We start from the raw sequence: 24,027 nt of genomic DNA, 5'->3' as shown, positions 1-24,027 counted from the left end.
GGGGGCCGTAGAGTCGGCCCCCGCGTGACGTGTACCGATGTGTACCGAGGAGTACGGGAGCCGATGAGCGAGCAGCACACCTACCGGGTGATCGTCAGGGGAACCTGGGACGGACTGACCGAGGAGGCGCGGGCCCGGCTGCTCGCCGAGGCGGACGGCCACGGGCTGACGAGCATGCGGTTCACCGAGGAGGGCACGCTGACCTACGAGTCCTCGCCGCTGAAGCACTTCTCGATGCGCTACGTGGTGGTGTGCGACGCCGAGGACGGCGAGGAGATGGCGGCGGCGATCGCGGAGGATCGCGCCGAGACATCGCTGCGCGGCCTCGGCTACGGCTTCGGCGCCCTGAAGTCGACCGTCACGGACCTCGACACCATGAAGATCAACTACAAGGCCGGGTCCCGGCGCTGACCGGCCCCCGCACGTGCGCCGTCACCCGCGGCCCCGCTCAGTCCAGGGCCGGCTCGTCAAGGGTGAGCGTGCCCGCGCCGGCGTCCAGTTCGGCGGCGACGCCGAAGGGTATCGTCACCGCGCCCTCGCAGTGGCCGAACCCGAAGTCCTCGGCGACCGGGACACCGAGCCCGCCGAGCCGGTCGGCGAGCAGCGCGCGCACCGCGCCCGGAGTGTCGCAGGCCTCCCAGGAGCCGAGCAGCACCCCGCGCACGCCGTCGAGCCAGCCGGCGCGCAGGAGTTGGGTGAGGTACCGGTCGAGCCGGTAGGTCTCCTCGCCCACGTCCTCCAGGCAGAGCAGGCCGCCGTGGGCGGAGGGCCGGGCATGCGGGGTGCCGAGCTCGGTGGCGAGCAGCGCCAGGCAGCCGCCGAGTGTGATCCCCCGGGCCCGGCCGGGGACCAGGGCGGTGCCGCCGGAGGCGATCGTACGGACCGTCTCGGGCGCGAACAGGGTCGCTCTGAGGTGCTCCTGCGCCCGGGTGTTCTTCACGAAGTCGATGCCGGCCGCCATCGGCCCGTGCAGTGTGACCAGGCCGAGACGGGTGGCGAACGCCTCGTGCAGCGCGGTGATGTCGCTGAAGCCCACGAACACCTTCGGTCCCGCCGCCCGCATCGCGTCCCAGTCGAGCAGGTCGGCCATGCGCTGCGCCCCGTACCCGCCCCGGGCGCACAGCACCGCGTCCACCTCCGGGTCGCACCAGGCGCCCTGGAGGTCGGCGGCGCGGTCGGCGTCCGTGCCGGCCAGGTAGGCGAACGTGCCGTGCCGGTCGAGCACGTGCGGGGCGACCACCGGGTCCAGGTCCCAGCCGCGCAGGACGTCGAGACCGGCCTGGAGCCGCTCCTCGGGCACCGGTCCGCTGGGGGCGACGACGGCCACGCGCGCGCCGGGGGCGAGCCGGCCGGGGCGCCGGAGTTCCTTCACGTGCCTAGCTCCAGGGTCGGGATGCCGGCCGCGTCCAGGCCGAACACCTGAGCGTACAGCGACAGCTCGGACTCCAGTGCGCGCACCATGGTCTCCGCCCGCCGGAAGCCGTGCCCCTCGCCCTCGAAGGCGATGTACGCGTGGGGCACGCCGCGGCCGGTCATCCGGGCGAGGAACCGCTCGCACTGGGCCGGCGGGCAGATCACGTCGTCCAGGCCCTGGAGCAGCAGGAAGGGCGCGGTGATCCGGTCGGCGTGCTCGGCGGGCGAGCGTTCGGCGTACCGCTCGGGCACCTCGGCGAGCGGTCCCACGAGGGTCTCCAGATACCGCGACTCGAAGTCGTGGGTCTCCCCCGAGCCCCAGCCGGTCAGATCGAGGATCGGGTAGAGGATGGTGCCGCAGGCGTAGACGTCGGTGGCGGTCAGGGAGGCGGCCGTGGTCCAGCCGCCCGCGCTGCCGCCCCGGATGGCGAGCCGGGCACGGTCGGCGGTGCCCTCGTCGGCCAGGGCGAGGGCGACGGCCGCGCAGTCCTCCACGTCGACCACGCCCCACCGCTCGCGCAGCCGGTTGCGGTACTCCCTGCCGTACCCGGTGGAGCCGCCGTAGTTGACCTCGGCCACCCCGATGCCCCGGGAGGTGAAGTAGGCGATCTCCAGGTCCAGCACGAGCGGGGCCCTGCTGGTGGGCCCGCCGTGCGCCCACACCACGTACGGCGGCAGCTCGCCCTGCGGTGCCACGCATCCGGGGTTGCGGGGCGGGTGGACGTGGGCGTGGATCTCGCGGCCGTCCGGTCCGGTGAAGGCGCGGATCAGCGGCTCGGGGCAGTAGGCGGGGTCGACCGGGTCCTCGTGGGCGGCGCCGATGACGCGGGCCCGGCCGGTGCGCGTGTCCAGCTCGACCACCTCGTGGGCGCTGTACGGGCCCGCGCCCACCGCGACCACCCGCTCGCCCCGCACCGCGAGGGTGGCGTCGAACTCCGTCCAGGGGCCGGCCGCGTCCACGACCTCGCCCGTCTCGGGGTCGAGCACGCCGAGGGCGGCGGCGCCCCTGCCGTGCACAACGGCGACCGTCCCGCCGTCCAGCGGTGCGAACCAGCGCTGGCCGAGCTTCCACAGCGGTCCGCCGAACTCCTCCTCGCGCGGGCACAGCGGCTCGCCGTCCCGGTAGAGGTTCCACCAGCCGCTCCGGTCGCTCGCGTACAGCAGCGAGCCGTCCGGGGCCCACTCCGCCTGCGCGATCGACTCCTCGGGTCCGCCCGCCACGACCTCGGGCGCCGACAGGACCCCGTCCTCGCCCACCTCGGCCAGCAGCAGTTCCGTACCGTCCCAGGGCATGCGCGGGTGGTCCCAGGTCAGCCACACCGCGCGGCGTCCGTCGGGCGAGAGGCGGGGGCCGGTCACGAACCGGTGCCGGTGGTCGGTGAGTTCGCGCACCGCGCCGCGGTCGGCCGCCGCCGAGCCGTCCAGGGGTACGGCGGCCAGGACGCGCCGCACGTCGCCGGGCCCCTCGCCGGTGAACTCCTCCAGTACGCACCAGACCTCGCCCGTGCCCGGACCGGCCGGACCGCCCCGGCCGGACAGCACCTGGGGGTCCGCCCAGCGCAGTCCGCCGCCCACGGCGGACGCCGGTGTGAGGGGGAGCGGATCGTCTCCGGGCCGCCACCGGTAGAGCCGCTGGTCGGCGAAGTTCACGAAGACCAGCAACGGTTCGCCGTCCAGTACGGCGCCCGCCCAGGGCCGGCCGCCGTACTCGATGACCCGGCTGCGCGCGTTCCACGGAGCCGGCAGGGGCGACTCCTGTGTGCCGTCGGCGCGCCGCCGCACCAGGGCCCGTCGGCCGCCCTCGGCCGGGCGCGGCTCGGTCCACCACACCTCGTCGCCGACGAAGCCCACGAACTCCGGCTTCCCGTCGTGCGCGGCGGCCAGCGCCGCGTCGACGGGCGAGGGCCACGATCCGTACGGCAGGGTCCGCACCTCCCGCCCCGTCACCGGCTCCCCCACTGTCCTCTCCTCCACCGTCCCCTCCCCCACCGCTCAGGCCGTCCGCAGGAAGCGGTCCAGGACGCGGACGCCGAAGTGCAGCGCGTCCACGGGGACGCGTTCGTCGACCCCGTGGAAGAGGGCGTGGTAGTCGAAGCCCTCGGGCAGCTTCAGCGGCGAGAAGCCGTACCCCGTGATGCCGAGCCGGGAGAACTGCTTGGCGTCGGTGCCGCCCGGCATGCAGAACGGCACCACGTGCCCCTCGGGTGCGAACGCCTCGACGGCGGCCCGCATCGCCGAGAAGGCCGGTGAGTCCACGGGCGCCTCCAGGGCCACCTCGCGGTGGTGGAACTCCCAGTCGACGTCCGGGCCGGTCAGCCTGTCCATGGTGGCCCGGAACTCCTCCTCGCCGCCGGGCAGATACCGCCCGTCGACGTGGGCCACGGCCTCCCCCGGGATCACGTTGATCTTGTAACCCGCGTCGAACATCGTGGGGTTGGCGCTGTTGCGCAGGGTGGCCTCGACGAGCCGGGCGGCCGGGCCGAGCTTGTCCAGCAGGCTGTCCACGTTGCGCAGGTCGGCCTCGACGCCGTACACGGCGGCGAGTTCGGTCAGGGCCGCGCGCACCGTGGGGGTGAGCCGCACGGGCCACTCGTGCACGCCGATCCGGGCGACGGCGGCGGCCAGGCGGGTGACCGCGTTCTCCTTGTTCACCCGGGAGCCGTGCCCGGCCCGGCCCCGTGCGCTCAGCCGCAGCCAGGCGGTGCCGCGCTCGCCGGCCGCGATGGGGTAGATCTGCCGGCCGGCGCCGTCGTGGAAGGTGAACGCGCCGGACTCGCTGATGCCCTCGGTGCAGCCCTCGAACAGCTCCGCGTGCTCGTCGGCGAGGAACCCCGACCCGTCCCGCGCGCTGGCCTCCTCGTCGGCGGTGAAGGCGATCACCAGGTCCCGGCGCGGCCGGACGCCCTGCCGGGCCCAGGCCCGCACCACGGCCAGGATCATCGCGTCCATGTTCTTCATGTCGACCGCGCCCCGGCCCCAGACCACGCCGTCGCGCACCTCCCCGGAGAACGGGTGCACGCTCCAGTCCTCTGCCCGCGCCGGCACCACGTCCAGGTGGCCGTGGACGAGCAGGGCGTCCGCGGAGGGGTCGGAGCCCTCGATCCGGGCGACGACGTTGGTCCGCCCCTCGGTGCGCTCCAGCAGCAGGGGCTCCAGGCCGGCGCCCGCCAGCCACTCGGCGGCGTACTCGGCGGCCGGGCGCTCACGGCAGTCGCCGCCGCCCCGGTTGGTGGTGTCGATGCGGATCAGGTCGGAGGTGAACGTGACGACCTCGTCCAGTGCCTGCGCGTCAGCCATACTGCTCCTCCACGGCGGCCGAGGCGATCGTGGTGACCGCCTTGAAGGTACGGATCGCCTCGAACATCGTGGCGCTGGTGTACGCCACCTTGCGCTCGGCGGCCCGGTCGACGCCGGGCACGACGGTGGCGGCCAGGGCGAGGTGCTCGGCGTCGAACTCCACCGCGACCGTGAACGGCCCGCCGTCGACCGGCTCGTGACGGACCGCCAGGGCGGCCGCCTCCTTGGCCGCCGCGCGGATGTCGGCGGCGGTGCGGGCAGGGGTGCGGCACACCGCCGCGTACCGCGACACGTAGTCCTTGACGGCGACCTTCAGTGCCTCGGGCGCATAGCCCAGGGCGTCCTCGCAGGCCACGTCGTCACCGGTGACGAGGACCACCGGCACGCCGTATTCAGCGACCACGTGCGCGTTGAGCAGGCCCTCGCTGGCCCGTACGTCGTTGAGCCAGACCCCGGTGATCTGGTTGGCGAGATAGGTGTGGGCGAGGACGCCCTCCATGCCGGCGCCCGCGTGATAGCCGACGAAGGCGATGCCGTCCACGTCGCCGTGCTGCACGCCCTCCACCATGGACAGGGACTTGTGCCGCCCGGTGAGCATCTGCGCCCGCTCGTCCAGGTCCTCCAGGAGGAGGTTGCGCATGGTCGAGTGGGCCTCGTTGATCAGGACCTCGTCGGCGCCGCCGTCGAGGAAGCCGAGCACGGCGGCGTTGACGTCGGAGGTGAACATCGACCGGCACCGCTCCCACTCCGGTGCCCCCGGCAGCACGTCGGCAGGCCAGGTCACGCCCGTGGCGCCCTCCATGTCGGCGCTGATGAGGATCTTCATGCCGCCTCACGCTACGCGGTCACGGTGAAGCGCGGCCATGCCTGTGGAAAACTCTCACCGGCACAGACCAATGGCGCCCCGGACACCGAGGGTGCCGGGGCGCCATGGGGCGGTCCTCACGGGCGCGCTCAGCGCTCCAGGAAGTCGAACAGCTCCTCCCAGCGCCGGGTGATGGCGTCCGGGTCGAAGCGCCGCACGCTGCTGAGGGCCTGCTCGCCCATCGCGTCGCGCAGCCGCTCGTCGGACATCAGCCGGACCAGGTGGCGGGCGAGTTCGGTGGTGTTGCCGGGGCGGGCCAGCAGGCCGTCCTCCTCGTGCGTGACGATCTCCCGGACGCCGGGGGCGCAGTCGAAGGCCACGCAGGGCAGTCCGCACGCCATCGCCTCGAGCAGGACCAGCGGGAAGCCCTCGCCGCGGGAGGACTGCACGAAGACGGAGGAGGCGCGCAGCGCCCCGGGCACGTCCTCGGTCTGGCCGGCGAAGTCGACCGAGTCGTCGAGCCCGAGTTCGGTGCAGCGCGCCCGCAGCTCCGCCTCGGCCTCTCCGCGGCCGTAGATGCGCAGGGTCCAGCCGGGCTGCTTCGGCGCGGCCTCGGCCCAGGCGTCGAGGAGCAGGTCGACGCCCTTCTCGTGGGAGAGCCGGCCGATGCTCGCCACCACCTTCTCCGTGCGCGGCGACGGGGTGTCGGGCACGATCGGCAGCGGGTTCGGCATGAAGCCCATGTTGTTCATGCCCTCGCCCACCCAGCGGTCGGCGTCCTCCTGCGTGAGCGCGAGCAGGCGGTCGACGTCCTGGTAGTACTTCTTGACCCGCTCGAAGCGGGAGGACTTGCGGGCCGTGTCGAAGGACTCGTGGGTCATGCCGATGACGATGTGCCCAGCGGTGTCCGCGAGCGCCACCCATTCCATCGCCCACACCTGGGTGACGATGATCACGGCTCCGGGCCGGGCGGCGCGGAACAGCTGGGTGAGCCGGTCGGCGGCGCCCCGCATGTGCGCCTCGTGCCGGCGCAGGGCCGGGTCGGCGGGGCCGAGCAGCCGGCGGCGCCTCGGGCGGCCCGGGGGGCGCTGGGCGTAGAGGGTCACCGTCTTGAACGGCGGGTTCTCGCCCAGGTCCATGGGGTGGTTGGCCGGGGCGATGCCGGCGATGGTGACCCGGTGGCCGCGGTCGGCGAGCAGCCCGGCGAGCTGGGCCTGCCAGCGGCCCACGCCGCCGAGTTCGTCGACCTCGTTGGCCACGAAGATGATGTCGCGCTCGGTCATCGGGCCTCTCCCGCGGGGCCGAAGAAACGGTCCACGATCTGCGCCGCGGCGTCTCCGCGGTCGTACTCACCGTACTTGTCCACGAACTCCTTCAGCCGCGCCTCGTGCCGGGTGTGGACGCCGCCGAGGTCGTCGAGCACGGAGAACAGTTCCTCCTCGGTGCGCGGGACGGGGCCCGGCGCCTCGGTGAGCAGGTCGAAGTAGGTGCCGCGGGTGTCCTCGGCGTACTCCTCCCAGTCGTGCGCGTAGAACACGATCGGACGCTGGAGGAGGGCGTAGTCGAACATCACCGAGGAGTAGTCCGTGATCAGCCCGTCGGCGAGCAGCATCAGCGGGGTGATGTCGGGCTCGGCGCTGACGTTGACGACGCGTCCGGCCACCGAAGGCGGCAGGGTGAGCCGGTTGAGATAGTGCGCGCGGACGAGCAGGGTGAACTGGTCGCCGTAGCGGGCGGCGAAGCGCTCGACGTCGAAGGGGAACTCGAAGTCCCGCACCCGGCCGTCGGGGTGGGCGCGGAACGTCGGCGCGTACAGCAGGACGCGCCGGCTCGGGTCGATGCCGAGGCGTTCGGCGATCCGCCGCGCCTCCGGGCCGGCCTCGGTGCCCTCGCGGGCGCGGACCAGGGCGTCGTTGCGCGGGTAGCCGGTGCGCAGCAGTTTGTGCTCGGGGATGCGGTAGGCGCGGGCGAGGGTGCGCACGTCGTGCTCGCTGCGGACCACGAAGTGGTCGAAGCGGTCCAGAGCCTGCTGGTAGGCGCGCTGCTCCTGCTCGGACTGCATCCGGTAGGTGGGCTCGTCGAAGCCCATGCGCTTGAGGGCGGAGCCGTGCCAGGTCTGGATGTACGTGGTCTCGGGGCGCTTGGCCAGGCGCAGCGGGTAGCCCTGGTTGTCGATCCAGTACTCGGCCTGGGCGAGCGCCCTGAGGTAGCGCCACGACCAGCGGCGCACCAGCTCGACGTCCTCGGGGAAGCCCGTGGGGCGCTCCCCGGCGTACGACCAGATCGCGGTGATCGGGGTGCCGCGGCGCTTGAGCTCCTCGTAGATGGCGCGGGGGCTGTCGCTGTATTGCTTGCCGAGGTGGCTCTCGAAGACGACCGTGCCCTTGCGGACGGGCAGCCGCGTGAGCATCCGCTCGTAGACCTGGAGCTTGCGGTCGCCGGAGTTCAGGTCGCGGCGCACGGCGCGCAGCTTGCGGTAGGCGCCCTTGGCGGCGCGCGCGGGGCCGCCGTGCAGGTTGCGCTCGACGACGGCGCGGCCGGTGCGGGCGGCCTGGCCCTGCTGGATCAGCCGGAAGGCGAGGTGGCCCTTGGCGGACACCTGGGCCTCGACGCGGTCGGCCATGAGCCGGGTCAGCCGGGGCCGGACGGGCAGGTCCTGGGCGTGCTCGAGGTCGACGGTGCCGACGGTGAGCCGGCTGGTGGTGCGCTTGCCGTCCACCGTGAGGTGCAGCCGGACGTCCCACACGTCGTCAATGATGCCGAGCGGTCTCAAGCGCCGGGCGAGGGGCACCTCGGCCCGCCAGGCGATCGCGTCGCCCTCGTGGCGCGGGGTGGCCACCGGGAAGCGGAAGGTCTGCAGGCTGCGGCGCCGGGCGCGGAACTCCAGCTCGGCGGCGAGCGTGGCGTCCGGGGCGATGGTGTGCAGCGGGTTGACGATCTCGCCGGCGAGGACCAGGTCGCCGCCGCGCGCGGTGTACTCGGTGAGCTGGTTGCGCAGGAACATCGCGTCGACCGGCTTGGCGTGGTAGCCGAGGGTGGTGACGTCGAGGACGGCGCGCATCTCGGGGTCGTCGAGGTAGCGGTCGGTCCAGTAGATGCGGCCGTCGTGCTCGACCAGCGGTGCGGAGATCTTGTTGCGGTTGATCAGGGTGTCGATGGCCGGCATGAGGTCGGTCCAGTCCTCGCGCAGCAGCAGCTGGGCGCAGATGGCGTGGACGCGGTCGAGCTCGGCGTAGGCGGCCTCGGGGAAGTCCTGGACGTAGCCGCGGGCCAGCTCGGCGAAGCCGTGCCGGTAGTCGTTGTCGAGGAAGGGCAGTTCGCGCAGGTAGAGCACGAGGTCGTGCTTGAGGAACTTGATGTCCTTGCGCAGCTTGAGCTCGTCCTGGCCCTGGCGGTCCAGGATGGCGTCGATGCGGCGGTGGATCTCGACCCGGTCGGCGAAGTTGCGGATCTCGTTGCGCCGGTTGCTGATCGACTTGGCGGCGGTCTTCTCGACGACGTTCCAGTAGTAGACCGTGTTGGGGATCAGGGTGATCTTCTCGGCGGCCAGGTAGGCCTGTGCGGAGAAGAGCAGGTCCTCGTAGTGGATGCCCCGGGGGAAGGTGAGGTCGTTGGCGAGGAGGAAGTCGCGGCGGTAGCACTTGTTCGTCGACAGGGTGTCGAAGACGAACAGGTCCGGCAGCTCGGCGACGGAGTCCAGGGTGCGCGTGCCGCGGTACAGCCACGGGTACCAGAGGATCCGCTTGTCGTGACGACTGTCGGTGTGAACCCGGACACACAGTCCGGAGACGAGGTCCGCGCCGGTGCGGTCGGCGGCCTCGATCATGTTGCGGCAGGCGTTCCTCTCCAGCGTGTCGTCGCTGTCGAGGAACATCACGTAGCGGCCGCGGGCCACCTTCACGCCCTGGTTGCGGGGCTCTCCGCAGCCTCCGCTGTTCTCGGGGAGCCGGATGGCCCGGACCTTGCCGGGGTGGGCCGAGGCGAGCTTCTGCGCGACCTCGTAGGAGCCGTCCGTCGAGCAGTCGTCGGCGATGATCACCTCGACATTGCGCAGTGTTTGCTCAAGGACGGAACCAACGGCCGTCGGAAGTCGCTCTTCGTCGTTGTAGACGATGACGACAACACTGACGTCCGGATCGGGCGCGACGGTCGACACGGCCACCTCTCGTCTCTGTCCGTTGGGGCTGCGGCAGGGTGGACGTAACCCTACAGCGTGTAGGGGCAGCCGAATCCCCCACCCCCTGCAAACTACGTCAATGCGACAATACGCCGCCCCACTGACACGCAGCCCGGCCGCCGCGGCGGCCGACCGGTCACCGTGCCCGGGCCGCCACGCACCAGTTGGACGGCAGCCGCAGCCGACCGCCGCCGGGCGCGGACTCGGTGGTGGCCAGCGGCAGTTCGCCGCCGGCGAGGACGGTGAGGCCGGCCGTGCTCAGCAGCCGGGGAACGGCGGCGTCGGCGACCTCGCCGGGGGCTATGCCGTGCCGGAGGACGGGCGCGAGTTTGGGCGGCGGCCCGGAAGGGCTCTGGGCCAGGCCGCCGAGGATGGGTCCCGCGGCCTCGGCCAGCTCCACCAGGAAGACACGGCCGCGCTCGCCGGTGAGCGTGGCGAGCGCGTCGGCCAGCGGCTGCCGGTCGCCGGGCTCGCACTGGTGCAGGACGCCCCGCATGTAGACGTTGGCGTCGCCGAGCTCGGCGTGCAGGGCCTCGGCCTCGCCCTTGTCGGTGGCGTCCAGCACCCGGTACGTGGCCTGTCCGGCGGGGTCGCCGCGCCGGGCGTGCTCGATGGCGGCGGCGGCGATGTCGGCGCCGACGACGTGCGGGAAGCGCTCGGCGAGGAAGCGGGTCTGGGTGCCGTTGCCGCAGCCTAGGTCGAGCAGCGGCAGATGCGGGTCGGTGAGGTGCGGTTCGAAGAGGGGCAGATGCACGCCGGCGGCCAGCCGGGGTGCGGCGTCCCAGAACACCGCCTCCGGTTCCCCGGGCGCCTCGCGCCAGAATCTCTCCCAGGCCTCACGGTACCGACTCGTCACGCTCATGCCCAACTCCCCGGAGTGCGGCGGCGATCCGTCGTAAGTGACGGGCCAGTACGGTGTATCGCGCCCGGGTCGGCGTCACAAGCGCCCCGCGTGTTCCTCCGGTTCAGCGGCGCGGCAGCGTCAGCTCGAACCAGACCGTCTTGCCGCCGGCCGTACGGCTCGTGCCCCATTCGCGGGCCAGGGTGCTGACCACGCGCAGACCGCGCCCCGACTCGTCGCCGGGGCCCGCGCTGAGCAGCGTGGGCAGTTCGTGATCGTCGTCGTCCACCTCGCACAGCAGGGTGTCGCCGCGCACCAGCCGCAGCTCGACGGGCCGGCCGTGGGAGTGCCGTACGGCGTTGGTGACGAGTTCGCTGACCATCAGCTCGGCGGGGTCGGCGAGCCGGGCGAGGTCCCAGGTGTGGAGTTGCTCACGGACGGCCGCGCGGGCGCGCCGCACCTCGGCGGGGTCGCGGGCCAGGCGCCACTCGGCGACGTCGTCGGGCTCGATGCCGTTGAGGCGGGCCATGAGCAGGGCCACGTCGTCCTTGCGGCCCCCGCGCGTGTTGAGGGCGCGGATGATCGTGTCGCAGGCGTCGTCCATGGATGCGGCCGGGTGCGCGGCGGACTCGCACAGGGCGGCGAGCCCCACGCCGATGTCCTCGCCGCGCACCTCCACCAGCCCGTCGGTGCACATCACCAGGCGGTCACCGGGCCGCACGCGCACGCGTACCGCCTCGAAGGGCACCCCGCCGACACCGATGGGAGCCCCGGTGGGCAGCTCCAGCAGTTCGCTGCGGCCGTCGGCGCACACCAGGACGGGCGGGATGTGACCGGCGTTGGCGAGGCTCAGTTCGCCCGCGATCGGGTCGTAGACGGCGTACAGGCAGGTCGCCAGGTAGGTGTCGCCGAGCCGCTGGGCGAGGTCGTCGAGGTTGCGCAGCAGCTGGGCCGGCGGCAGGTCGAGCGCGGCCATGGTCTGCACGGCGGTGCGCAACTGGCCCATCATGGCGGCGGAGTTCAGGCCGTGGCCCATGACGTCGCCGACGACCAGGGCGGTGCGCGCGCCGGGCAGTTTGACGGAGTCGAACCAGTCGCCGCCGACCCGGCCGAGCAGGGTGCCCGGCAGATAGCGGGTGGCGATGTCGCAGCCCGCCATCCGCGCGGGGATGTGCGGGAGCATGCTGTCCTGGAGGGTCTCGGCGACGCTCTCCTGGTAGGTGTACATGCGCGCGTTGTCCAGTACGAGTCCCGCGCGGGCGGCCAGTTCGGCGCCGGTGACCCTGTCCATGTCGTTGAACTCGGCCCGCTCGGGGTGGCGCAGCAGGATCATGAAGCCGAGGACGACGTTGCGGGCCTTGAGGGGCACGACCAGCATCGAGCGGTGGGTGATCAGCGGCCGGATGTCGCGCTTTTCGAACTGCGAGGCGATGGCGTGGCCCATCTCGGTGCTGATGCGCGGCACCAGCACGGGCTCGCCCGAGGTCATGCACTGGAAGAAGGGCGTGTGCGCGGGGAACGGCATGGCCTCGCCGACGGGCACGACGTCGTCCCAGCGGCCGGGCTCGTCGGTGTGCTCCAGGGCCACGCGGTGCCACATGGTGGTCGTGTCGGGCACGCCCTCCGGGAAGCCCTCGCCGGCGACGACCTGCTCGCGCAGATAGGTCCCGGCGACGTCGGTGAAGCGGGGCACGACGGCCCGGCTCACCTCGACGATGGTGCGCGCGAGGTCGAGGGACGTGCCGATGCGGCCGCTGACCTCGTTGAGGAACTCCAGGCGCTCGCGTACGGCGGCGTACTCCAGGTCCTCGCTTCCGTCGTCGGCCGCGTCCGCGGGCACCGGCAGGCCCTGGGCGGCGGCCCGGGCGGCGCGCTCGCGGCGGGCGCGGCGCCCGGCCCGCCGGGGCACGCCCCAGTCGGGGGTGACGGGCACCCGGTCGTTCTGGCTGAACTCCAGGACGGGATAGCCCAGTTCGAGGACCTGCGCGACGATCCTGGCGCTCTCGCCGACGCTCATGCTGGGCAGGATCTCGGGCAGCCGGCGGGCCAGCTCCTCCGCGCCGGGGAAGTCGGTGTGCAGGGCGAAGGCGGGCGCGATGCGCTCGAAGGCGGCGGCCCGGAGCGGGTCGTCGCGGTCGGCGCGGCGCAGGGCGTCCGCGTCGGCGGCGAGCACCAGCAGCCGCTCCCGTCCCGGGCCCACCAGCGGATAGGCCCACCACAGGACGTCGAGCCGGTCGTGCCTGGGCACGGTGAGCCGTGCGCGGCCCGCGGCCGGGTAGGACAGCCGCCCGTCCAGGGAGCTCTCCAGGCCGGGCCCGAGCCCGTCGTCGCCGCCCCAGCTCCCGTACGGGGCCTCGTCGTCGCCGTCGTCCGGCAGGGCGCCGGAGACGGGCAGCAGGTCGGCGGCGGGGCGGCCGATCGCGTCCTGCTTGCCGGTGCCGAACAGCCGCCGCGCGCCGGTGCTCCAGTGGGACACCAGGCCGTCCCGGTCGACCACGACGACCGCCAGCGGCACGCGGCCGGCCGCCGTGACGTCCCCCGCCGGCGCGCCGGCCGCGGCCAGGTGGCCGGCAGGCGCGTCCCTCTCGGTGCCACGGTCCATGGCCCAGGCCCTCTCTCCGCACGGCTCCGCAAGATCTGTTCCCCGTCCACCACGGTACGGCCCCGGCCGGTCACGGTGTGCGGCAATCACCGGAATCGACCCCGGCGCGGCCGCGTGAGCGGAAGCGGGTCCCCGCGTGGGCGGAGCTCAGTCCTCGTGCCCGAGCTGGAGATCGCGCTCGGTGCGTCCACCGCCCGCGACCTGCAGCACCGTGGCGACCGGCGGGTAGCCGGCGGCGATCACGGTGTACTCGCCGGAGGACAGATCGACGAACCGGAACGTTCCGTCGGGTCCGGTGGTGAGGGTGTCGACGACGTTGCCCGCCGCGTCGAGCAGGGTCACGCGCGCGTCCTCGACGGGGCGGCCGCCGCCCGCGCGCACCGTGCCGCGCAGCACGGCGCCGCCCGCGAGCTCCACGTCCTGACGGGTCTCCCGCGCGGCCTGCACCGTGACGGGCAGCGCGGCCGGGCGGAAGGCGGGCGCGCTGGCGGCGAGGGTGTACTCCCCGGCGACCAGCTCGGTGATGGCGTACCCGCCCTCGCGTCCGCTGCGGGTGGAGGCGACGACCTCGCCGTGCACGTTGGTCAGCGTCACGGCGGCGTCCCGCACGGGGCTGCCGTCGGCGGTGCGCACGCTGCCCGCGAGGCGCCCGGCGCCGCCGAGGACCACGTCGAGTTCGACGGGCCGCTCGCCGACGGTCACCGAGACCGCCTGCGGCTGGTGTCCGCCCGCCGCGGCGATCAGGACGTACGCCCCCGAGCCCGGCGTGGACAGCGCGTAGCGTCCGTCGTCGCCGCTCGCGCCGCGGCCGATCTGCGCCCCGGTGACGTCGATCAGGGTGAGTGCCGCGCGGGGCACCACGGTCCCGTCGGGGTGCTGCACCGTGCCGCACACGGGGACGCCCGCGGGGTGGGCCGAGCGGGCCTGCGGGGGCACGGTCGGGTTCAGCGGCGCGGTCTCGGTCTCGGTCTCGGTCTCGGGGACGTTGTGGGACACCAGGGGTTTCTCCTTGAGGAAGAAGGCGATGATCAGGCCGAGGACGAGCACCGGCACGAGGTAGAGGAAGATCCGCGGCATGGCGTCGGCGTACGCGTGGATGTAGGCGTCGCGGAGGTCCGGCGGCAGCGCGTGGACCGCCTGCGGGGTGATCGACTCGGGGTCGGGCAGGGCGGCGCCCGCGCGCGTGGGGACGCGCTTTTGCAGGGCGTCGGTGAGCCGGCCGGCGAACAGGGTGCCGAAGACGGCGGCGCCGACGCTGCCGCCGATCTGGCGGAAGTAGTTGTTGGCGCTGGTCGCGGTGCCGAGGTCGGCGGGGCGCACGGAGTTCTGCACGGCGAGCACCAGGACCGGCATGACCAGGCCGATGCCGGCGCCGAGGACGGCCATCCAGAGGCTGTAGTGCAGTCGTGGCGTGTCGGTCCGCAGGCGGGAGAGCAGCCACATGCCGGTCGCGGCGAGGGCCCCGCCGAGGATCGGGTGGATCCGGTAGCGGCCGGTGCGGCTGATGAGCTGCCCCGAGACGATCGACGCGCAGACGACGCCGCCCATCATGGGCAGCATCAGCAGTCCGGACCCGGTGGCCGAGGCACCGTCGACCATCTGCAGGAAGGTGGGCAGGTAGCTGGCCGCGCCGAACAGCGCGACGCCGACGACCAGTCCGACCAGGGCGCTGACGTTGAAGACCGAGTCCCTGAACAGGCGCAGCGGGATGAGGGGTTCGACGGCGAAGTGCTCGACGACCAGGAAGAGGACGGCGGCGGCCGCCGCGCCCGAGCCGAGGCCGAGGACGACCCGGGAGCCCCAGGCGTACTCGGTGCCGCCCCAGCTGGTGAGGAGCACCAGGCAGGTGGAGGCCGCGGCGAGCAGCAGGGCGCCGAGGACGTCGAAGCGGCCCCTGGCGGGAGGTTTCGGCAGCCTCAGCACTACGGTGACGACGGCGAGGGTGACCAGGCCGAAGGGCACGTTGACGTAGAAGCACCACCGCCAGGAGAGGTGGTCGGTGAAGTAGCCGCCGAGCAGCGGTCCGGCGACGGAGGCGAGGCCGAAGGCGGCGCCGATCAGTCCCATGAAGCGGCCGCGCTGCCGGGGCGGCACGATGTCCGCGATGATCGCCTGTACGCCGATCATGAGGCCGCCCGCGCCGACGCCCTGGACCGCGCGGAAGGCGATCAGCTGGTCCATGCTCCCGGCCCGGCCGGCGAGCGCGGAGCCGATCACGAAGACGCCGATGGCGAACTGGAAGACGCCCTTGCGGCCGAACAGGTCGCCGAGCTTGCCGTAGACGGGCAGGCCGACGGTGGCCGTGAGCAGGTAGGCGGTGATCGCCCAGGACATCCGGTCCAGGCCGTGCAGTTCGCCGACGACCTTGGGCAGCGCGGTCGCCACGATCATCTGGTCGAGGGCGGCGAGCAGCAGCGCGAGCATCAGCCCGAAGAAGACCAGCCGCACACGGCGGGGGCTGAGACGGCGGTCCGGGACCGGTGGCGTGGCGGGGATGCCGGCCGGCGCCACGACCGGTTCGTCCTGCACCAGAGTGATCCCGCCCACGTACCGCTCCCTCGTCGCACCTGTCACAATTCCCGCATTGAACGACAACTACGAACAAGCGCGACGAGTTACGGGGCGGGGAGCTACTTCTCGGTCTCGGCGGCCAGCCTGGCGAGCATGGCGTCGTAGATCCTGGCGAGGCCCTTGGGGGCGAAGGTCTTCTCGAAGAAGCCGCCGATGCCGCCGGCGCCCTTCCAGGTGGTGGTGACCACGACCCGGGAGCTGCCCTCGCCCGCCGGGGTGACCCGCCAGGTGGTGACCATGGAGGAGTTGCGGTCCTTCTCGACGAGCTCGCCGTCGGTGGGCTCGGTGACCTCCATCAGGCAGTCGCGGATCCGCTTGCTGGTGGCCTGGAGCTTCCAGTGGACGAGGGTGCCCTCGCCATCGCCGCCCTCGCGCACCTCGTACTCGCTGAAGTGCTCGGGGAGCATCCGCTCGCGGGTGCCGCTGTAGTCGGCGAGGGCGTCGAACACCTTCTCCGCGTCAGCCGCGACGACCCGCTCCGTAGTGGCCTCGACCTGCGCCATTGACTTCCTCCAGGACATCCGTATCCGCACTTGGGGCAAGCCAACCACCCCGGCCCGGGGGCGCCCAAATCGGGGTGGCGGCCGGAGTCCGAAGCGATCAGAAAGCGCACTTGCACGATAATTCGAACACGTGTTTCACTCGGGAGGCACCGCTACCGAGGAGGCGTCATGCGCTGGGAGAACCTCACAGTGGAGTCCGGCGGCCACGGCCGCACGGCGGACCCCGCGCTGTTCGGCGCGGACGCGGTGACCACCCGGACCTTCGACACGCCGGAGTTCCGCGGGATCACCTTCCACGAGATCAGGGCCCGCTCGATCATCAACCGGGTGCCGGGCGCCTCGCGCATGCCCTTCGAGTGGACGGTCAACCCCTACCGGGGCTGCACGCACGCGTGCGTGTACTGCTTCGCCCGCAAGACGCACAGCTATCTGGACCTCGACACCGGCCTCGGCTTCGACAGCCAGATCGTGGTCAAGGTGAACGCGCCGGACCTGCTGCGCCGGCAACTGGCCTCGCCCCGCTGGCAGGGCGAGCACATCGCCATGGGCACCAACGTCGACTGCTACCAGCGCGCGGAGGGCCGCTACCGTCTGATGCCGGGCATCCTCACCGCCCTGCGCGACCGCGCGAACCCCTTCTCGATCCTGACCAAGGGCACCCTGATCCTGCGCGACCTCGACCTGCTGACCCAGGCGGCGGAGGTCACCGACGTCGGCATCTCGGTCTCCGTGGGCTTCACCGACACCGAGCTGTGGCGCACGGTGGAGCCGGGCACCCCGGCGCCCGAGCGCCGCCTGGACGTCGTGCGCACCCTCGGGGAGCACGGCATCGGCTGCGGCGTGCTGATGGCGCCGGTGATCCCCTTCCTCGGCGACCACCCGGCGCAACTGCGCGCGACGGTGCGGGCGATCGCCCGGGCCGGGGCGACCTCGGTGACGCCGCTGGTGCTGCATCTGCGGCCGGGCGCCCGGGAGTGGTTCATGGCGTGGCTGGGGCAGCACCACCCGCACCTGGTGCGCCGTTACGAGCGGCTGTACGCGGAGGGGGCTTACGCCCCGAAGTGGTACCAGCGCCGGATCACCCGTCAGGTGCACGAGCTGGCGAGCGAGTACGGCATCGGACCCGCGCGTGCGGGGATGGCGCGCCGCATACGGCCGGAAGAAACCCGTCCGGATGCGCCCTCGACGCCCTCGATGACCGAACCGGTGCAACTTTCGCTCATCTGAGATCGTTCGAGCGCATCGCGCGGCCCAATTGGGTCAACAATTGTCAGAACACGTTCTTCCAGGGGTGCTTTCCGGGACGATGCGGCGAGGATCGCGAGACCCGCGGTCCGCAGCCTCTCCGTCCTGGGAGCACGCATGAGAAAAAGCGCTGCCGTGCTGTGCGGTGCCGCCGTCGTGGTCGCCGGTTCCGTCACGGCCGTCCCCGCCGACGCGAGCACGTCGCACTCCGCAGTCGCCGTCCGTGTCGCCAAGGTCGCCTGGAAGAAGTGCGGCACCACCGACCAACCGAGCATGCAGTGCGGGTCCTTGAAGGTGCCGCTGGACTACCGGCACCCGTCCGGGCAGAAGATCACGCTGGCCCTGTCCCGCGTCCGGCACACCGCGAAGACGTACCAGGGGCCGCTGCTGGTCAACCCCGGCGGTCCCGGCGGCAGCGGGCTCTCGCTCGCCGGCTTCGTCGCCTCCTCGCTGCCCAAGGCGGTCGCGGCCCAGTACGACGTCATCGGCTTCGACCCGCGCGGGGTGGGCGCCAGCACTCCCGCGCTCGACTGCAAGCCGGGCCAGTTCAAGCCGGTGCGGCCCGACTCGGTGCCGATCACCGCGGCGCTGGAGAAGGCCAACCTCGCGCGCGCGAAGTCCTTCGCCGCCGCCTGCGGCCGCAAGTACGCCAAGCTGCTGCCGTACGTCAACACGGTCAACGCCGCCACCGACATGGACTCGATCCGGCGGGCGCTCGGCGCGAAGAAGATCAACTACTTCGGCTACTCCTACGGCACCTACCTCGGCGCGGTGTACGCCAAGCTCTTCCCCGAGCGGGTGCGCCGGCTCGTCCTGGACTCGATCGTCGACCCGGCCGGCGTCTGGTACGACGACAACCTCCAGCAGGACTACGCCTTCAACGACCGCCACCGCGCCTTCATGGCCTGGATCGCGAAGTACGACTCGACGTACAAGCTCGGCACCGACCCGCAGAAGGTCGAGGCCAAGTGGTACGCGATGCGGGCGGCGCTCGCGAAGAAGCCCGCGGGCGGCAAGGTCGGCGCCTCGGAGCTGGAGGACACCTTCATCCCGGGCGGCTACTACAACGGCTACTGGCCCTCTCTCGCGCAGGCTTTCGCCGCGTACGTCAACGAGAAGAAGACCGGCCCGCTGGTCGATGCGTACGGCAGGTTCGGCGCCGTGGACGCCTCCGGGGACAACGGCTACAGCGTCTACACCGCGGTGCAGTGCCGCGACGCCGCCTGGCCGCGCGACTGGCGGCAGTGGCGCGAGGACAACTGGGCGGTGTACGACAAGGCGCCATTCATGGCCTGGAACAACGCCTGGTACAATGCGCCGTGCGCGTTCTGGCCGACCTCCACGATGCGGCCGGTGAACATCGCCAACGGCAAGCTGGGGCCGGTGCTGCTGTTCCAGGCGACCAATGACGCGGCCACGCCCTACGAGGGCGGTGTGACGGTGCATCACCTGCTGCGCGGCTCCAGCCTGGTCGTCGAGCAGGGCGGCGGCAACCACGGCATCACGCTGAGCGGGAACGCCTGCCTGGACAAGTACCTGTCGGCGTACCTGGCCGAGGGCAAGGTGCCGCGGGGGCACACGGGCGTGGCCGACGCGGTGTGCCAGAAGCTGCCCGACCCGAAGCCGCTGAGCACGAAGGCGTCCACCGTCAAGGGGGCGCCGTCCGGTTCGGGCGCCCCGCGCGGCGCGGCGCTGCACGAGCTGGTCGGCTTCCGCGGCTGAACCCCGGGCGGGGGCGGGCGTTGTCGGACCCATGGTCCACCATGGACGCATGAGTGAGCCGACCAGAATCACCGCCCCCGCCGGGGTCTTCCCCGCCGCCCAGTACTCCCACGTCGTCATGGCCACCGGCCGCCTCGTCGCGGTCTCCGGCCAGCTCCCGCTGGACGAGGAGGGCGGGATCGTCGGCGAGGGCGACGCGGCGGCCCAGGCCCGGCAGGTCTTCGAGAACCTCCGCCGCTGCCTGGCCGCCGCCGGAGCGGGCTTCGACGACGTGGTCAAGCTCACCTACTTCGTCACCGACACGGCCCACCTCCCCGCGATCCGCGCGGCCCGCGTCGCCCACATACCCGACGACCGCCTCCCCGCCTCCTCCGCCGTCCAGGTGGCCGCCCTGGTCCGCCCGGAGTTCCTGATGGAGATCGAGGCCCTGGCGGTGGTGAACGACGAGTGAACCCGCGCGTGCGGGCGATGACCCCCGCCGACTGCGACCGGGTGGCCGAGATCCGCATACGCGGCTGGCAGACCGCCTACCGCGACCTCATACCGGCGTCGTACCTCGACGCGCTCAGCGTGACGCGGGACGCGGAGCGGCGCCGCGCGCTCCTCGCGCGCGGCGACACCGGGGGGGTGAACCTCGTCGCCGAGGACGACGGCGGCGTCACCGGCTGGGCGTGCCACGGCCCGTACCGGGACGGCGAAGTCCGCACCCGGGATGCCGAGTTGTACGCGCTCTACGTGGACCCCGGACGGGTCGGCGAGGGGATCGGGCGGGCGTTGCTGGACGAGGCTGTGCGCGGATGCGCCGCCGCCGGGCACGCGCGCGTGTACCTGTGGGTACTGAAAGGCAACAGGCGCGCCCGCCGCTTCTACGAGCGGGCCGGCTTTGAAGCGGACGGCGCCGAGGAGCCGTTCGAGGCGGACGGGGTCGCCGTGCCCGAGGTGCGGTACGTCAGGGAGTTGGCGGGGTGACCCCGCCCTACCTCTGACGCGGGATGCGGGCCAGGGCGTGGACGGCCGCCTCCGCGAGGGAGGGGTGGGCCAGGGCCTCGGAGAGGACCGGGCGGGCCCGCGGGTCACCCAGGGCGCCCAGGCCCTCCACGCAGGCCAGGGCGACCCTGCGGTAGGGGTCGTGGGGGCGCAGGCGGCGCTGGAGGGTGGTGATCAGGGCCGGCACGGACTCGGGGGCGCGCAGGTCCACGAGGAGCCGTACGGGGTGCAGGGCGTAGGCGACGCGGAGTTCGTTGGTGGCGAGGGCGGCCGCCGCGCGGGCGGTGCGCGGGTCGCCGAGGCGGGCCAGCGCGTGGGCCGCGGCGGCGCAGCGCTCGGGGTCCCGGTGGTTCAGGAACAGGACCAGGGATTCGAAGGCCCGCCGGTCGCCGGCGACTCCCAGGCGGAACGCGGCCAGTTCCCTGGCCCACAGCGGCTGTCCCGGGGCGGTGAGCACTTCGGCGAGTTCGTCGAGGTCGCCGGTGGCCGCCAGATGCTCGTACGCCGCCGAGCCGCCCGACTCCCGCCGTGCACGGTCCGTGAGTGATCGCAACTCTTCGTCCACGAGGGCCAGCTTAGGAGGACGCGCCTCCGCGCGGGACGTACATCACAAAGTCGGGGGGTGGCGCGCTCGTTACCCACCGGTTAAGCTCAGACGAGCGAGTTACCCACTCGCACTGACTTGCAGTGGCCTGGTGACGCAGCCGCTGCGAGTGTTGTCGGTTCGGTACTTCAGGTACCGCAGTACGACTCGGCTCCGGGACAGAGCCGGTCGGCATCCCGCCGCAGCCCGGGCGTGTGCGCGCCCGCGGCGAGAGGCATCCGGGCGTGTGCGCTCGCAGCCCGGCAACACCCGCATTCCCTCAGCGTTTTCCGCCCCCCGTGTGCGCCTCCTCGGCGCACACGGGGCGCGCTCCCAGTCGTCACCCTCATTCCTGGAGTCCCGCGATGGCCACTCCCCTCTCCGACAGCCCCCTGTCCCCACTGAAGACGATCGCCGTCGTCGGCCTGGGCACCATGGGCACCGGCATCACCGAAGTCCTCGCCCGCGCCGGCCGCGAGGTCGTCGGCATCGACATCAGCGAGGCCGCGACCGCCAAGTCCGTGGCCGCGCTGGAGTCCTCCACCGCCCGCGCCGTCGAGCGCGGCCGCCTCACCGGGCAGGAGCGCGCGGACGTCCTCGCCCGGGTGCGCACCTCCACCGACCTCACCGCCGCCGCCGACGCCGACCTGGTCATCGAGGTGGCCCCGGAGTCGTACGAGATCAAGCAGCAGATCTTCCGCGAGCTGGACCGTATCGTGCGGCCCGGCGCGATCCTGGCCACCGGCACCAACGCCCTGTCGGTGACGCGCCTGGCCGCCGACTCGGCCCACCCCGAGCGCGTGATCGGCCTGCACTTCTTCAACCCGGCGCAGGCCATGAAGCTGGTCGAGGTGGTCTCCTCGGTGCTGACCGCGCCGGGGGCCGTGGCCGCCGTCACCGACCTCGCGCTGGAGCTCGGCAAGGAGCCCGTCGCGGTCGGCGACCGGCCCGGATTCGTCGCCGACGGCCTGCTGTTCGGCTACCTCAACCAGGCCGCCGCGATGTACGAGGCGAAGTACGCCTCCCGCGAGGACATCGACGCCGCGATGCGGCTCGGCTGCGGCCTGCCCATGGGCCCGCTGGCGCTGCTCGACCTGATCGGCGTCGACACCGCGCGCACGGTCCTCGAGGCCATGTACGCCGAGTCCCACGACCGGCTGCACGCCCCCGCGCCCATCCTCAAGCAGCTCAGCGAGGCCGGCCTGACCGGCCGCAAGGCGGGCCGCGGTTTCTACACCTACGAGGCGCCGGGCAGCGGCACGGTCGTGCGCGACGCGCTGACCCCGCTGGAGGGCGACTCCCTCACCCCCGGCCGTCCGGTCCGCTCGGTCGGCGTGGCCGGGTCGGGCACCATGGCCTCGGGCATCGCCGAGGTCTTCGCCAAGGCCGGCTACGAGGTGGTGCTCGCCGCGCGCAGCGCGGAGAAGGCGCAGGCCGCCAAGGCCCGTATCGGCAAGTCGCTTTCGCGCTCCGTCGACAAGGGCCGGATGACCGCCGAGGCCGCCGCGCAGACCCTGGACCGGATCACGGCGACCGGCACCTACGACGACTTCGCCGACGTCGACCTCGCCCTGGAGGCCGTCGCCGAGGACCTCGCCGTCAAGCAGCAGCTGTTCGCGACGCTGGACAAGGTCTGCAAGCCGGGCGCGGTGCTGGCCACCACCACCTCCTCGCTGCCCGTGGTCGCCTGCGCCCGTGCCACCTCGCGCCCGCAGGACGTGATCGGCATGCACTTCTTCAACCCCGCGCCGGCGATGAAGCTCGTCGAGGTCGTGCGCACGGTGCTCACCGCCGAGGACGTGCACGCCACGGTCCGCGAGGTCTGCGGCAAGATCCGCAAGCACGCCGTGGACTGCGGCGACCGGGCCGGGTTCATCGTGAACGCGCTGCTGTTCCCGTACCTCAACAACGCGATCAAGATGGTGCAGGAGCACTACGCGACCCTCGACGACATCGACGCGGCGATGAAGCTGGGCGGTGGCTACCCGATGGGCCCGTTCGAGCTGCTGGACGTCGTGGGCCTCGATGTGTCGCTGGCCATCGAGAAGGTGCTCCACCGCGAGTTCCGCGACCCGGGCCTGGCCCCGGCGCCGCTGCTGGAGCACCTGGTGGCCGCGGGCTGCCTCGGCCGCAAGACGGGCCGCGGCTTCCGCGAATATGCCCGCCGCTGACCGGCCCGACCGGCGCGAAGACCGGCCCGGCGACCGGTTCCGCGCGGGACGGGAGTGGGGCGGGCTGCTCGACCCGGCGGCCGGCCCCGCCCCCGCCGGGGACGGCGGAAACCGGGGACACGCGCACCAAGCTGCGCGGATGCAGTACGTTCGGGTCATGCCCCAGCCCGCCAAGTCCTCACGTACACCAGCCACGCCCGACGCGCCGGAGAGTGCCGCGGGCTCCCGCGCGGCCGCCCAACGGCTCAGGATGCGACGGGAGCTGGCGGCCGCCGCGATGGAACTGTTCGCGACGAAGGGGTACGAGGCGACCACGGTCGACGAGATCGCCGCGGCGGCCGGGGTCGCCCGCCGCACCTTCTTCCGCCACTTCCGCTCCAAGGAAGAGGCGATCTTCCCCGACCACGACGACACCCTGATCCGCGCCGAGGCGGTCCTCAAGGCCGCCCCCGCGCACGAACACCCGCTCGACACGGTGTGCCGCGGCATCAAGGAGGTCATGAAGATGTACGCGGCGCGGCCGGAGATCTCGGTCGCCCGCTACAAGCTGACCCGCGAGGTGCCGACGCTGCGCGAGGCCGAGATCGCCTCGGTGGCCCGCTACGAGCGTCTGTTCACGCGTTATCTGCTGGGCCACTTCGACGAGCGGGCGCACGCCGACGACGCCAACGACGATCCGCTGCTCGCGGAGGTGGCCGCCTCGGCGGTCGTCACCGCGCACAACCACGTGCTGCGGCGCTGGCTGCGGGCGGACGGCCAGGGGGACGTGGAGGCGCAGCTGGACCACGCCTTCGCCATCGTGCGCAAGACGTTCGGCACGGGGATCGGGGCCGGCCGCGGCACCGTCCCGGCGAGTGCCGCTCCCGCCACCGCCGGCGCCACCGCCACCGCCGGCGCCCGTCCCGAGGCCGCGGCGGTGGCCTCCCGGCAGGGCGAGGTCCTGGTGACGGTGGCCCGCACCGACGCCCCTCTGGAAGAGGTCATGCGGACCATCGAGGAGGCGCTGAAGGACCGCTGAGCGCGGTTCGCCCGTCCCCTCCGGCCCTGTCGGCCATGTGATGACGGCCACCCTTCGGGGTGGCCGTTTTGGCATGTCAGAGGCCCTTTTCG

18 protein-coding genes are annotated in these 24,027 nt (G+C 72.9%); 7 read left to right on the top strand and 11 right to left on the bottom strand.

Going from position 1 to position 24,027, the window contains the following annotated elements; translation table 11 throughout:
- Positions 1-63: 63 nt before the first annotated feature.
- Complete coding sequence (locus IE217_RS29085) at positions 64-411, top strand: DUF6204 family protein (protein ID WP_190180930.1); 348 nt, start codon at positions 64-66, stop codon at positions 409-411.
- 37 nt (positions 412-448) lie between these two features.
- Here IE217_RS29085 and IE217_RS29080 read toward each other — a convergent pair whose 3' ends face one another.
- From IE217_RS29080 to IE217_RS29035, 10 genes are all read right to left on the bottom strand, one after another.
- Entirely contained in the window at positions 449-1,372 is a 924-nt protein-coding gene (locus IE217_RS29080; protein ID WP_190180929.1) for a S66 peptidase family protein, read from the bottom strand.
- Positions 1,369-3,345, bottom strand: coding sequence for a prolyl oligopeptidase family serine peptidase (locus tag IE217_RS29075; protein ID WP_190180990.1), 1,977 nt, complete (start codon positions 3,343-3,345; stop codon positions 1,369-1,371). Before IE217_RS29075 ends, IE217_RS29080 begins: the two co-directional genes overlap by 4 nt.
- Before the next feature lie 60 nt (positions 3,346-3,405).
- A complete protein-coding gene (locus IE217_RS29070) occupies positions 3,406-4,710 on the bottom strand; it encodes a M20/M25/M40 family metallo-hydrolase (protein WP_190180928.1) in 1,305 nt (434 codons plus the stop codon).
- On the bottom strand, positions 4,703-5,536 hold the full coding sequence (locus tag IE217_RS29065) for a M55 family metallopeptidase (RefSeq protein WP_190180927.1): 834 nt from the start codon (positions 5,534-5,536) through the stop codon (positions 4,703-4,705). Before IE217_RS29065 ends, IE217_RS29070 begins: the two co-directional genes overlap by 8 nt.
- Positions 5,537-5,664: 128 nt before the next feature.
- Positions 5,665-6,798, bottom strand: a complete 1,134-nt coding sequence (locus IE217_RS29060; protein WP_190180926.1) for a glycosyltransferase — start codon at positions 6,796-6,798, stop codon at positions 5,665-5,667.
- The gene (locus IE217_RS29055; protein WP_229865676.1) at positions 6,795-9,671 is read right to left on the bottom strand and encodes a bifunctional glycosyltransferase/CDP-glycerol:glycerophosphate glycerophosphotransferase; all 2,877 of its coding nucleotides are present in this window, start codon (positions 9,669-9,671) and stop codon (positions 6,795-6,797) included. Before IE217_RS29055 ends, IE217_RS29060 begins: the two co-directional genes overlap by 4 nt.
- Before the next feature lie 157 nt (positions 9,672-9,828).
- Positions 9,829-10,554 carry a class I SAM-dependent methyltransferase gene (locus IE217_RS29050; RefSeq protein WP_190180924.1) on the bottom strand — a complete coding sequence of 242 codons (726 nt, stop codon included), beginning with the start codon at positions 10,552-10,554 and terminating at the stop codon, positions 9,829-9,831.
- A gap of 103 nt (positions 10,555-10,657) precedes the next feature.
- The gene (locus IE217_RS29045) at positions 10,658-13,135 is read right to left on the bottom strand and encodes an ATP-binding SpoIIE family protein phosphatase (RefSeq protein WP_190180923.1); all 2,478 of its coding nucleotides are present in this window, start codon (positions 13,133-13,135) and stop codon (positions 10,658-10,660) included.
- Between the two features lie 147 nt (positions 13,136-13,282).
- The gene (locus tag IE217_RS29040) at positions 13,283-15,682 is read right to left on the bottom strand and encodes an MFS transporter (protein WP_190180922.1); all 2,400 of its coding nucleotides are present in this window, start codon (positions 15,680-15,682) and stop codon (positions 13,283-13,285) included.
- A gap of 83 nt (positions 15,683-15,765) precedes the next feature.
- The gene (locus IE217_RS29035; RefSeq protein WP_190180921.1) at positions 15,766-16,209 is read right to left on the bottom strand and encodes an SRPBCC family protein; all 444 of its coding nucleotides are present in this window, start codon (positions 16,207-16,209) and stop codon (positions 15,766-15,768) included.
- Positions 16,210-16,377: 168 nt separating this feature from the next.
- Between IE217_RS29035 and IE217_RS29030 the strand changes: the two genes are divergently transcribed.
- From IE217_RS29030 to IE217_RS29015, 4 genes are all read left to right on the top strand, one after another.
- A complete protein-coding gene (locus IE217_RS29030; RefSeq protein WP_190180920.1) occupies positions 16,378-17,436 on the top strand; it encodes an Rv2578c family radical SAM protein in 1,059 nt (352 codons plus the stop codon).
- 135 nt (positions 17,437-17,571) lie between these two features.
- Positions 17,572-19,176, top strand: a complete 1,605-nt coding sequence (locus IE217_RS29025) for an alpha/beta hydrolase (protein WP_190180919.1) — start codon at positions 17,572-17,574, stop codon at positions 19,174-19,176.
- 49 nt (positions 19,177-19,225) lie between these two features.
- Positions 19,226-19,627, top strand: coding sequence for a RidA family protein (locus tag IE217_RS29020; protein ID WP_190180918.1), 402 nt, complete (start codon positions 19,226-19,228; stop codon positions 19,625-19,627).
- A gap of 17 nt (positions 19,628-19,644) precedes the next feature.
- A complete protein-coding gene (locus IE217_RS29015; RefSeq protein ID WP_190180989.1) occupies positions 19,645-20,145 on the top strand; it encodes a GNAT family N-acetyltransferase in 501 nt (166 codons plus the stop codon).
- A gap of 7 nt (positions 20,146-20,152) precedes the next feature.
- On the opposite strand, the gene IE217_RS29010 is transcribed toward IE217_RS29015, so the two are convergent.
- Positions 20,153-20,728, bottom strand: coding sequence for an adenylosuccinate lyase (locus tag IE217_RS29010; RefSeq protein WP_190180917.1), 576 nt, complete (start codon positions 20,726-20,728; stop codon positions 20,153-20,155).
- 383 nt (positions 20,729-21,111) lie between these two features.
- Between IE217_RS29010 and IE217_RS29005 the strand changes: the two genes are divergently transcribed.
- Together IE217_RS29005 and IE217_RS29000 are read left to right on the top strand one after the other, a co-directional pair.
- On the top strand, positions 21,112-22,917 hold the full coding sequence (locus IE217_RS29005; protein WP_190180916.1) for a 3-hydroxyacyl-CoA dehydrogenase family protein: 1,806 nt from the start codon (positions 21,112-21,114) through the stop codon (positions 22,915-22,917).
- A gap of 157 nt (positions 22,918-23,074) precedes the next feature.
- A complete protein-coding gene (locus tag IE217_RS29000; RefSeq protein ID WP_190180915.1) occupies positions 23,075-23,935 on the top strand; it encodes a TetR family transcriptional regulator in 861 nt (286 codons plus the stop codon).
- Positions 23,936-24,027: the final 92 nt, after the last annotated feature.

The sequence above is a fragment of the Streptomyces naganishii JCM 4654 genome, from assembly GCF_014650575.1.
In the GTDB taxonomy this organism is placed as follows: Bacteria; Actinomycetota; Actinomycetes; order Streptomycetales; family Streptomycetaceae; genus Streptomyces; species Streptomyces naganishii.
Note: the sequence above shows the minus strand (reverse complement) of the source record. Positions and strands in the feature narration are given on the sequence as shown.